Annotated in this window: 9 protein-coding genes and 1 pseudogene; 7 read left to right on the forward strand and 3 right to left on the reverse strand. The window is 41.5% G+C overall.

Translation table 11 applies throughout. The features are described 5' to 3' along the window. Positions 1–2: 2 nt before the first annotated feature. Genes trpS through AB7E63_RS03655 form a run of 3 tightly spaced genes read left to right on the forward strand, consistent with a single transcriptional unit; the run spans position 3 to position 4,242 of the window. Positions 3–1,073: a tryptophan--tRNA ligase gene (gene trpS, locus AB7E63_RS03645; RefSeq protein WP_241208997.1), complete on the forward strand. Its 1,071-nt coding sequence runs from the start codon at positions 3–5 to the stop codon at positions 1,071–1,073. Further along, positions 1,070–3,079, forward strand: a complete 2,010-nt coding sequence (uvrB, locus tag AB7E63_RS03650; protein ID WP_006341675.1) for an excinuclease ABC subunit UvrB — start codon at positions 1,070–1,072, stop codon at positions 3,077–3,079. The genes trpS and uvrB overlap by 4 nt, the downstream gene beginning before the upstream one ends. A gap of 29 nt (positions 3,080–3,108) precedes the next feature. Then, a complete protein-coding gene (locus tag AB7E63_RS03655) occupies positions 3,109–4,242 on the forward strand; it encodes a glycosyltransferase (RefSeq protein ID WP_241208998.1) in 1,134 nt (377 codons plus the stop codon). Here the strand turns inward: AB7E63_RS03655 and AB7E63_RS03660 are convergent. The 3 genes and pseudogenes from AB7E63_RS03660 to AB7E63_RS03670 form a co-directional block, all read right to left on the reverse strand. Further along, positions 4,232–4,567: a DUF6176 family protein gene (locus tag AB7E63_RS03660; protein ID WP_226987526.1), complete on the reverse strand. Its 336-nt coding sequence runs from the start codon at positions 4,565–4,567 to the stop codon at positions 4,232–4,234. The genes AB7E63_RS03655 and AB7E63_RS03660 overlap by 11 nt on opposite strands. Continuing rightward, the gene (locus AB7E63_RS03665) at positions 4,561–6,078 is read right to left on the reverse strand and encodes an ArnT family glycosyltransferase (RefSeq protein WP_284452489.1); all 1,518 of its coding nucleotides are present in this window, start codon (positions 6,076–6,078) and stop codon (positions 4,561–4,563) included. The genes AB7E63_RS03660 and AB7E63_RS03665 overlap by 7 nt, the downstream gene beginning before the upstream one ends. Before the next feature lie 372 nt (positions 6,079–6,450). After that, a pseudogene (locus tag AB7E63_RS03670) lies at positions 6,451–7,694 on the reverse strand (IS256 family transposase). Positions 7,695–8,031: 337 nt separating this feature from the next. Between AB7E63_RS03670 and cyoA the strand changes: the two are divergent. The 4 genes from cyoA to AB7E63_RS03690 form a co-directional block, all read left to right on the forward strand. Further along, positions 8,032–8,847, forward strand: a complete 816-nt coding sequence (gene cyoA, locus AB7E63_RS03675) for a ubiquinol oxidase subunit II (protein WP_006341902.1) — start codon at positions 8,032–8,034, stop codon at positions 8,845–8,847. A gap of 7 nt (positions 8,848–8,854) precedes the next feature. Further along, on the forward strand, positions 8,855–10,825 hold the full coding sequence (gene cyoB, locus AB7E63_RS03680; RefSeq protein WP_006341903.1) for a cytochrome o ubiquinol oxidase subunit I: 1,971 nt from the start codon (positions 8,855–8,857) through the stop codon (positions 10,823–10,825). Then, positions 10,822–11,418, forward strand: a complete 597-nt coding sequence (gene cyoC / locus AB7E63_RS03685) for a cytochrome o ubiquinol oxidase subunit III (protein ID WP_006341904.1) — start codon at positions 10,822–10,824, stop codon at positions 11,416–11,418. Before cyoB ends, cyoC begins: the two co-directional genes overlap by 4 nt. Continuing rightward, a partial coding sequence (locus AB7E63_RS03690) for a cytochrome o ubiquinol oxidase subunit IV (RefSeq protein ID WP_428418733.1) occupies positions 11,419–11,685 on the forward strand: 267 nt, incomplete at its 3' end. It lies immediately after the preceding gene.

Raw genomic sequence — 11,685 nt, forward strand, 5'->3', positions numbered from 1 at the left:
TCATGAGCGAAAATCAACCTAAAAAACGAATTCTCACAGGTGACCGCCCAACCGGTTTACTCCATCTTGGGCACTATGTAGGCTCTTTAAAAAACAGAGTGAAATTGCAAGAGAAATTTGATTGCTATTTTATTATTGCAGATTTGCATGTCCTGACAACTAAGCCTGAAAAAGAATCGATTCTAAAACTTAGAGAGAATATCTCTCAAATGGTGATCGACTATTTAGCCTGCGGGATAGATCCTCAAAAATCCGTTATCTACCTGCAATCTGCCGTACCAGCTGTTTACCAAATGAATTTGATTTTCCAAATGCTGATTTCTCTCAACAGATTAACAGGCCTGCCTAGTTTGAAAGAGATGGCTCGCAATGCCCACATGTCATCCGAAAGTATTCCTTATGGGCTTGTCGGTTATCCAGTTCTCCAATCAGCAGACATTTTAATGCCCAGAGCCCACCTTGTTCCAGTAGGAAAAGACAATGAGGCGCATATTGAGTTAACACGCGATATTGCGCGCCGTTTTAACATGTACTATGGCGAGTTTTTCCCTTTGCCAGAATGCCTGCTAAGCGATGTCCCAACTTTAATTGGAACAGATGGTCAAGGAAAGATGAGTAAATCTGTCAATAACGCGATCTTTCTAGCGGATGATGCTAAAACCGTTGAAAAGAAGGTCAAGGGAATGTACACAGATCCTAATCGAATTCGTGCAGACATGCCTGGAAAGGTTGAAGGAAATCCCGTGTTTGCCTATCACGACGTTTTCAACACCGATAAAGCTGAAGTAGAGGATCTAAAATCCCGTTACCGCGAAGGGAAAGTGGGTGATGTAGAAGTCAAAGAAAAACTCACGCGTGCACTAAATCATTTCCTTGACCCAATTCGAGAAAAAAGAAAATATTACGAACAGGAAAAAGGGCTTGTCGACCAGGTTATTTACGAGGGCACTCAAAAAATGATTGAGATCTCGAATGAGACTGTCAAAGAGATGCTTAGCTTAATGGGCTTAAGCGGAACCTGGAAAAAAATTGCTAAAAACGCAAAAGAGAGAATGGAAAAGCAACAAAAGTGAGCGGAAATTTTCAGTTAGAATCACATTTTCCTCCTGGCGGAGATCAACCTCAAGCAATTGAAAAAATTGTGCAAGGGATCACTGAGGGAAAAAAATCTCAAGTTCTTTTAGGGATTACAGGCTCTGGTAAAACATATACCATGGCGAATGTGGTTGCCCAAGTGCAACGCCCTACATTAGTGATTGCGCACAATAAAACCTTGGCTGCACAACTTTATCAAGAATTTAAGTCTTTTTTTCCTCATAACGCCATCGAATACTTTGTTTCTTACTACGATTACTACCAGCCGGAAGCCTATATTGCCCGTACCGATACGTACATTGAAAAGGACATGGCCATCAATGATCGAATCGATAAAATGCGTCTCAGTGCAACACGTTCATTGCTCGAGCGCCGCGATGTGTTGATTGTCGCCTCCGTTTCTTGCATTTACGGTTTAGGTACACCAGAATACTACCGTGGGATGAATCTAACGCTTGCCACAGGTCAAAATCGTCGACGCGACGACATTCTCCTTCATCTTGTGGAAATGCAATATACACGCAATGACTATGATTTTTCTCGTGCAACATTTCGCGTGAGAGGTGATGTTCTAGAAATTTTCCCTGCTTATGAAGAAGATTTATCGATTCGGGTGGAATTCTTTGGAGACGATATCGAAAGAATTAGTGAAATAGATCCTCTCACAGGCAAAGTCAGACAGCGTATCCAACAAATCACCATTTATCCGAGTTCTCACCACGTCACACCTGAAGAAGTGCGTTGGCATGCTTTAGAAACGATTAAAGCTGAACTAGCTGAGCGAATGGAATTTTTCGAGAAAAATAATCTCCTTATCGAACGGCAAAGAATTCAGCAACGTACACAACACGATATGGAAATGATCCGTGAAATTGGATTTTGTAAAGGAATCGAAAACTATTCACGTCACTTCAGTCAGCGTCAGCCGGGTGATCCGCCACCATGCCTCATAGACTATTTCCCCTCCGATTTTTTGCTGATTATCGATGAATCACACCAAACGCTGCCTCAAATGCGCGCAATGTACAATGGAGATAAAGCGCGTAAAGCTGCGCTTGTCGATTTTGGCTTTCGTCTCCCCTCAGCATATGACAACCGTCCTCTCAAATTTGAAGAAAGCTATTCACATTTCCACCAGGTTGTATATGTTTCTGCAACGCCTGCTGAGTGGGAAGTGGCAGAGGCCGAGGGTGAAATTGTTGAGCAAGTCATTCGGCCCACAGGTCTTCTAGACCCAATTATCGAGGTCAGACCTGCTGATGGGCAAGTGGATGATAGCTTAGCAGAAATCCGAACACATGTCGAAAAGGGAGGACGCGTGCTTGTCACCACGCTAACGAAGCGCCTAGCGGAAGAACTGACGACTTATCTGACAGAACTCGACGTGAAAGCCAAATACCTTCACTCAGACATCGATACACTCGAACGCTCTCAGATCATCCAAGATCTTCGTGCGGGGACATTTGATGTCCTCGTTGGAATCAACCTGTTGCGTGAAGGATTGGACATCCCCGAGGTTTCCCTCGTTGCTATTTTAGATGCAGACAAAGAAGGTTTTTTACGTAGTGAGACTTCGCTTATCCAAACGTGTGGCCGTGCTGCGCGTAATTCTGAGGGACGGGTCATCATGTACGCAAATAAAATCACCAAGGCCATTCGTCATACACTAGACATTACAGAATCCAGACGAGTCATGCAGCATGAATATAATCTAGAACATGGCATCACTCCCCGAACAGTTAAACGGGAAATCTCACCTTTAGTTGAGCCAGATATTATTTACGAAGATCAAACAGAGGTCAAAGCCCATCTGAAAGTCGCAGAAGGTCATCACGACTACCTCACACTCGATGAAATCCGTTTAAAAGTACGTGAAAATGAAAACTTAATGAAAAAAGCAGCAAAAGAGATGCAATTTGAAGATGCCGCACACTTTCGTGACCTCATGAAACACTATCAACAACTAGAACTAGGGCTATCTTAATGTTTCGCAGGATGGATATTATTCTGCCCATGAATAGTCAATATAGTGTTTTAGATCACTTTACTATTCAAATGCATGACGCCTTAACAAGACTAGGCATCCATTGCCGGCTTTTGAAAATTCAGCACGAAAATCCAAAGGCTTTTTACGAAGAGCTCGCGCGAGATTTGCCTGAATGCACGCTCTGCTTCAACGGCCTAACCTCTAGCAGTGGGGAATTCTTAGCCGACTTTTTAAAGATTCCGCATATTGCCTGCCTCGTCGATTCGCCTCATTATTTTTTGGACCTCGCAAAAAGTACACACAGCGTCTTAACCTGTCCCGATAGATTTGAGGCCGATTTTTTTGCACCACTCTTTAAAAATCCGATTTTTTTTATGCCACACGCTGTGGAAAAAAGCCTGTTGCTGGAAGCACCCGATGAGGAAAAGACTTATCCCGTTTTAATGCTAGCCTCCGCAATTAGCTACAAGGCAAGAAAAACACGTTGGCATACGCGTTATCCACCCCACATCGTCAAAACACTGAAAGATGCCGCTCATATTACCTTGAACGATCAAACGACGTCATTTATCAAAGCTTTTGCTATTGCCCATGAAGAGCATGCTAAACTGAATCCTAATGCTAGTTTCGAGGGTGCGAATTCGATTGCCTTATTAACTGAGCTGGAAAAGTATATGAAAGGAGAAGATCGCGTCAAGCTAATCAAAGGTGTTAAAGATGCCGAAGTGCATGTCTTTGGATCTGCAGATGGGCAATTTGATTGGGATGCTTGCTTACAAGGAACACCTGAAAATGTGATCCTTCACTCAGAAGTCCCATTTCCAGAAGCCATTAATCTCATGAAACGCGCGAAAATTTTGCTGAATAGCACACCCTTCATGAAAAGTGGTGCACATGAACGGATCTTTTCAGGGATAGCCTGTGGAGCTTTAGTCATTACAGCTGAGAACAACTATCTAAAACAATTTTTCAAGGACGATGAAAGCATTGTCTTTTATCGACATGGCCATTGGGACGAAATCAACGAAAAGGTCAATTACTACCTCTCACATGAAGAAGAACGACGACGCATTGTGGAAAAAGGACGTGCAATCACCTTGAATCACCACACATGGGACCATCGAGCCAAAGAGCTCATGTCTCACTTCCCTAAAGCTTAGAGAATCGATCCACATCTAAAAGTGTTTCCAAAACAACGCGTCCCTCACAATATTTGCGCCAACAAGCTTTGTAATCGACATCGATTTGCAAGACAGAGTGCTCAAATACTCGATAAGCGTATGCAATATCTTCCGCTTTGATGTAGTAGATTAAATACAAATCATCCCCTTGCATATCCAAAAAAGCAGACTCGACAAAAATCTTTTCATTTTCTAAAGACTCTAAGACTTCATCCATGCGCTCGTTCAAATCGCGAAACCAATGACGAATTTCTTCGATATGGTCTTTTTTTAATTTTGTCTTAATGCATAGACCTTTCACCATCCAGCTCCTTCGCTTGGCTGCTTCCCCAGAAAAACCGAACACTTAAACAATAGCAATCGCTTGACTGGTTGATTGTAGGCCTCAAAAATAGGAAATGCGCCCAGAAATTCCACATGTTCAAAATAGGGTGAAAGTTTTTCGTGGAAAGCGATCTCTTCACCTTCGTGAAAGGGAATATTTTCTACATGGGCAAAAAAGCCGGTCTTCCTCACTTGCTCATGAGACATATCAGGCCAAAACGAAAATTGATTTTTCCGAATTCCATCCAAATTAAAAAAGTATGCCCGTTTCTGCCCTGTATTATAAAAACTCAAGAGGCTGCTCATTTGATACCGATCACCAAATAGAAAATGTTCATGCGCATGGTAGCCTTGTTGATCCAAAGCTACTTGCATCCGCTTCCAGCCAACATTATGTTTAAAAGGACTTGCCTTATAAGGGATGTGGAGGTTAGCAATATTGTGTGATTGCAGAAAAGGAATGCTCAAACCCACTCCAGCTAAAACCACCGATAAAGCTAAAGAAACAACTAGCGCTTTTGTGCCCCACGTTATCTTCTCACATAAATACCAGCTTAGATAAACGATCAATGTGGGATAAATGAAGATACACCAGTTTCCTTGCATTTTTTTTAAAAGTGCATATGCGCAAAAAATGGCCAGAGTTACAAAGCTAGAAAATGCACAAAAGAAAAGAGAAGGCTTTAAAGGATGTCTGAAGCTGTATACCAACGCAGATATCAAAAAGATAAAAAGCAGAGGAGAGATCAAGACTGCCTGTGCACCAATAAAATCTAAAACGTTTCCTTGGAATAAGGCACGATTTTCCGCTCCTTGAACGGTTGAGAAAACGTGATGAAATGTTGCCCAACGATGAGATGTATTCCACGCCAAACTAGGCAATAGCCCCAGTAACGAAATGAGCATACCACCCAATAGATGCTTACTTCTCAAATTGGAAAAAAAGTACCAGCCCAATAAGATCCAAATCCAGAAGAAATAAATTGGCCATTTGAATAAGGCCCCCAGAAAAATGCATGTTCCAATGAGCACATAAGAGGGTTCTGCATGGCGCTCGAGTGCCCGTACAATCACAATGCAGGCGGCCGTCCAAAAAATCATCATACCCACATCTGTAATCGCTAAAAGCGATCCCATCACACCTAAAGGAGTCAATGCCATGATAAGAGCGGCCCAAAAAGCCGTACGAGGGAGTAAAGCACATGCTCTCGCCAATCCGTAGACCAGCAAAGGCAAAATCACGCCAGAAAGAATGGAGGCAAAACGAACACCAAGTTCTGTATTTCCAAAAAACTGCGTTCCACTCCATATTTGCCAAGCAATGCCAGGAGGCTTGCTATAGTAACCCCAATCGAGAGCTTGACTCCATGTCCAATATTGCGCTTCGTCGGGTCCTAAACCAATTTCGCCGGTGGAAATAACCCAAACCATGCAAGCAGCCTTCAGCAGCAAAAGAGAAATGAGTAGAATAATCGTTTTTTTTTCGCTCAATTGACAATATCCCTATAAAATTCTTGGTACATCAGAAATTATACGATACCTTTCATTTAATGCTTAGACTTTTTCGGTTACGTCAAGACAAGTCTCATCAGTCCATATCTTTCTCTTATCCCTGCCGATCCTTCAAAAAAATGCTATTCCATTGATTGCTCTATCTGTCATAAAGCTTATCCTCAAGAATTTGGACATTATGATATCGATACCGATACAGAATGGACAGAATTACACTGGAATTGTCTCTGCAAAGACAAGTTGTGTAATATTAGCTCAGAATACTGGGATGAATGGATGCCCACCTGGAAGAGGAGATATTGTCAAATGTTGTGTTTTGAGCATCTAATAGCGCATCCAACTTGTTAAAAATTAAGCTGTGTATTTCATGTTAAAGACTTCTTCCCCATCTTTAAACTGTACACCCAAAATCAGTTTGTTAATCAACTCATGACCTTTTAATTTTCGCCATCGCTTTTGCACTTCCATTGAAAGCTTGTAAACCATGGCAAGAGTAGCTGTTCTGGACCCACAGCCTTTGGTTTGTCGTGTGCGGTGCCTAATAGTTGCAAATGTTGATTCGATTGAATTCGTTGTTCTTATATGTTGCCAATGCATGCCTGGAAAATCATAGAAGCTAAATAATTGATCTTTGTCTTTTTTCAAACATTCACAGGCCTTGGATATTTTGATTCATATGTCCCAAGAAACTTCTCAAAAGCTTTTAGTCCATCCGTTTTTCTTGGAGCCATATAAATTTCGTGAATGATCTCTTTGGCATACTTTTGAATACTTTTTGGCATTTTATCTAAAATATTAGCCGTTTTATGCATCCAACACCTTTGCTGCTTTGTTGTTGGAAACTCTTCATTTAAAGCTGCCCAAAAGCCAAGTGCTCCATCTCCAATCGCAAGCTTTGGTCCTTCTTTGAGACCTCGATGTTTTAAATTTTGCAAAACTTCTTTCCAAGACAGCTTGCTTTCTCGGTGCCCATCATGGATCATGATAAGTTCTTTATTTCCATTCTCTAAAGCACCTATCAGAACCAGAACGCAGGGGCGATCTTCTTCTAAACGAATGTTAAAATAAATCCCATCCGCCCAGATATAAACATACTTTTTTGCAGATAAATCACTTTTGAGCCAATTTTGATATTCTGTTGTCCATGAATCTTTCAATCTAACGATATTTGTGGGTGATAGCCCTTTAGTATTTTCTCCCAAAATTGCCTCTAGAGCTTCGGGAAATCCAAGGTGGATATTCCTTTAAGATACAAAGCAGGAATAACCGCATCTATACTTTGTGTCCTTCTCAAATAAGGTGGCAAAATCGCACTTGTGAACTTGCCATCGTCTCTATGTCTTATTCTAGGCTGGCGAATTGCAATTGGTCCAAGACCGGTTTGAATGTTTTTTCTGGTAAGTAACCATTTCTTACTGCAAGAGATTGATGGGTAGATTCTTTCGATTGTTTGTAAAGTTCCAGATATTCTTGTACTCAAATTCAATAGCTTGCTGCAACAATTTTTGAGCTCCTTTGCGAAGAATTTCTTCGAGAGGATTATTTTGTTCATTTGTTGATGGCATTTTTTCTGAAGAAAAGCGAAAATCTTCCATGAGAGCACTCCCATTTAGTTTTTGTCGTAAAAAACATTTTAAGGATGCGCTCTCTTTTTTTCACCTCATACACAACTTTTGATCATATCTCTAAAAACTGCCTTCACAGGTTTAAGAACCATTATTCCCTACAAAACCAAACAGCTTAATTCATCCGCATCACGACACATCAGCCTGAACGATTCCATCAAAATTCAACTTGACATTCTTCCCAAAAAAACTATAGTGAACTTTTGTAAAAAATAATCTAGAGGGTTTGTCAAACATGACTCCAGGGAAAAGATTCGTACCTTTTTTGCTCGTTTTCTCCAGCATCATCTTGTTTCTATTCTTGATAATGCAGCCTTTAACGATCTTGCAGTACCGGGATAGCATTGCGGTTTTATTTCCTAAGGGGATTATTGCTTTAGAGGAGCGCAATCTGCTTTTGATCATTCAAGCAATCATGCTTCTGGTAATTATTCCCGTATACGTTTTGACATTCATTTTTTCGTGGAAATACCGTGCCAATAATCTCAAGGCAAAATACGACCCAGACTTTGACGACAACCGATTAGCCGAATATCTTTGGTGGGGAATTCCTCTTTTTTTTACGCTGATCATCGGAGTTTTGACTTGGGTCAAAACATACGAACTTGACCCCTTAAGACCACTTGAATCAGACAAAAAACCCATCACGATTCAGGTTGTTGCCTTACAATGGAAATGGTTATTCATTTATCCGGAAGAGAAAATTGCCAGTTTAAATTTTCTGCAAATTCCTGAGCAAATTCCAATTCATTTTGAAATCACAGCTGATGCTCCCATGAACTCATTTTGGATTCCTCATCTGGGTGGACAAATCTATGCGATGCCTAAAATGAAAACGCAACTGCATCTCATTGCAAATGCTACAGGAGACTTTAGAGGGTCTTCTGCCAATATCAGTGGGGAGGGTTTTGCTGGAATGCATTTCATCACCCGAGCATCTTCCGAAGAGGATTATCACAAGTGGGTAGAGTCAGTAAAACAGTCCTCAAATGTCTTAAATTTAGATGAATATAACAAATTAGCAGCTCCAAGTAGCAATGTCCCACCCGAAATATACCAATTGAAAGACGATAACTTGTTTGAACAAGTTCTCATGAAATACATGCATCCAAAGGGAGATTAATTCAGATATGTTTGGTAGATTAACCCTGGAGGCCTTTCATCACGAAGCAAGCCAAAACGCGGCCGTTTTTGGCATGATTGTGTCAGGCATCGGAATTATAGCCGCTATTACCTACACCAAAAGTTGGAAATGGCTTTGGGATGAATGGCTCACATCCGTCGATCCCAAAAGAATTGGTCTAATGTACATCATTGTGGCCTTACTTATGTTCTGTAAAGGATTTGCTGATGCCCTGATGATGCGTTTGCAACAGGCTCTTTCAGTAGGAGATGCGCATGGTTTCATCTCTCCTGAACACTTTCAGGAAGTTTTCTCTTCACATGGCACAACCATGATATTCTTTGTAGGAATGGGCGTTGTCTTTGGACTTCTGAATCTTGTAATTCCGCTTCAAATTGGAGCTAGGGATGTCGCTTTTCCTTTTTTGAATGCTTTAAGTTTTTGGCTCTTTGCTTCTGGAGCAATGTTAACACTTGTTTCATTGGCCATTGGAAAATTTTCATCAGCTGGTTGGCTTGCCTATCCGCCTCTATCCGGAATTGAATATAGTCCTGATGAAGGGATCGATTACTGGATTTGGGTAGTCCAAATATCGGGTGTCGGAACAACCCTTTCGGGTGTGAATTTTCTAGTGACCATTTTAACAATGCGTTGCCCGGGCATGACTTTCATGAAAATGCCAATCTTTACCTGGAGCGCCCTATGCTCCGTAGTATTGGTGATATTCGCATTCCCCATTTTGACCGCAACGCTTGCCATGCTGACATTGGATCGTTACCTTGGCATGCACTTTTTCACGGCTGGAAATGGGGGAAATCCAATGATGTACGTGAACTTGATCTGGGCTTGGGGTCATCCAGAAGTATATATATTGATTTTACCTGCCTTTGGAATATTCTCAGAAGTGGTACCTACATTTTCTGAAAAGCGGTTATTCGGTTATGTCTCCATGGTATGGGCGCTCATTTTTATCGCATTCCTTTCTTTCATCGTATGGTTGCATCACTTCTTTACAATGGGAGCTAGCCCCAAGGTGAATGCCTTTTTTGCCATCATGACTATGCTGATTGCGATTCCGACGGGTGTAAAAATTTTCAATTGGCTATTCACCAAATTTAGAGGACGCGTACACTTCACCTCTCCGATGCTATGGTTTTTCGCTTTTGTATTAAACTTTAGTGTGGGTGGAATGACGGGTATTTTGCTTTCTTCTCCACCTGTTGACTTCCAGGTCCATAACAGCCTGTTCTTAATTGCACATTTCCACGGAATGGTCATTGGAGGTCTCCTCTTTGGATTCTTTTCAGGCTTTACCTACTGGTTTCCAAAATTTACAGGCTTTTTCCTGAGCGAAACCTTAAATCGTTATGCTTTTTGGTGCTGGTTTACGGGATTCCTGCTCGCTTTTATGCCTCTATACATGCTAGGTTTTATGGGTGCAACAAGACGCTTAGACCACTATGAAGCCTCGACTGGATGGCACCCTCTTTTTGTCACTGTGGGCATAGGCGCTTTAGTCATCTTATGTGGAATCTGCATTCAAATTTATGGATTATTCAAAAGCATTGCTGAGCGCAAAACAAATCGGGATAAAACGGGTGATCCATGGAATGGCCGCACACTCGAGTGGTCCATTCCCTCCCCTCCTCCGATCTACAATTTTGCAATTACCCCTCGAGTCAATCACCGTGATCCGTTGTGGGCAATCAAGAGAGGAGAGGCACCTCCTCAAGAAAAAGATTATGAAGATATCTATTTGCCAAAAAACACTCCTATGGGCCTTTATATAGGCGTTTTGAGTCTTATTTTTGGCTTCGCCATGACTTGGTATATCTCGTGGCTTGCCATTACTAGCTTAATTGGAATTGTGGCGTGTGTCATCACGCGCCTTTCTAGCGAGGATGAGCATGAAGTAATCACGGCTGCTCAAGTTAAGCAAATGGAAGATGCACATCTCAGGGAGTTGAATGCGGTATGATTAAATCTCTCTTTCACTCGGCAGAATTTGAACATGAAACCTATTCCAGAACCGTTTTAGGGTTTTGGATCTACTTAATGACCGACTGCATATTGTTTACATCACTTTTTACGACTTATGCAGTCCTTCACACTGAAACCTTTGGCGGTCCCTCTTCACGCGATCTATTTAGCCTCTCAACAGCGTTCAGCGAAACAATGATTCTTTTAAGCAGTAGTGTGACGTGTGGATTAGCCATGCTATCCTCTTTGCAAAATAAGAAAAATCATGTGATTGGCTGGCTAATCGTAACGTTCTTGCTAGGGGCGTCATTTATTGCCCTAGAATTACACGAATTTGCGAGTTTGGTGCATGAAGGCAATAGCTGGCAAAGAAGTGCCTTTTTATCGTCTTTCTTCACTCTGGTAGGAACGCATGGACTTCACGTTTCCATTGGTCTTATCTGGATGCTCGTGATGATCTTGCAACTCTATTTCCATGATATCACCACCATAACCTTTAGACGCCTTGTGATTTTTAGCATGTACTGGCATTTCTTAGATCTAGTATGGATTTTCATTTTTACATTTGTCTACTTACTGGGAGTCATTTAAATGCACAATGAACGTAGTTTGCATGACATTCAAAGAGAATGGCACGGAACTTTAAAATCATATGCGATTGGATTCATCGGCTCTATCATACTTACAGTCATCTCTTTTTTTATGACTAGCGCTAAAATCCTTTCTGGTCGCTTTCTTGCTTATACACTAGTGGGATTAGCCCTTATCCAAGCTGTTATTCAATTGCGCTACTTTTTGCATCTTGGGCAAGAAACGAAACCACGTTGGGAAACCATCATTTTCTACTTTATGTTTTTA

The organism is Parachlamydia sp., from assembly GCF_050255895.1.
Taxonomy (GTDB): Bacteria; Chlamydiota; Chlamydiia; order Chlamydiales; family Parachlamydiaceae; genus Parachlamydia; species Parachlamydia acanthamoebae.

Coding starts and splice junctions, on each gene's coding strand:
- trpS (WP_241208997.1), top strand. CDS start 3: ATGAGCGAAAATCAACCTAAAAAACGAATTCTCACAGGTGACCGCCCA.
- AB7E63_RS03655 (WP_241208998.1), top strand. CDS start 3,109: ATGAATAGTCAATATAGTGTTTTAGATCACTTTACTATTCAAATGCAT.
- AB7E63_RS03660 (WP_226987526.1), bottom strand. CDS start 4,567: ATGGTGAAAGGTCTATGCATTAAGACAAAATTAAAAAAAGACCATATC.
- cyoA (WP_006341902.1), top strand. CDS start 8,032: ATGCAGCCTTTAACGATCTTGCAGTACCGGGATAGCATTGCGGTTTTA.
- cyoB (WP_006341903.1), top strand. CDS start 8,855: ATGTTTGGTAGATTAACCCTGGAGGCCTTTCATCACGAAGCAAGCCAA.
- cyoC (WP_006341904.1), top strand. CDS start 10,822: ATGATTAAATCTCTCTTTCACTCGGCAGAATTTGAACATGAAACCTAT.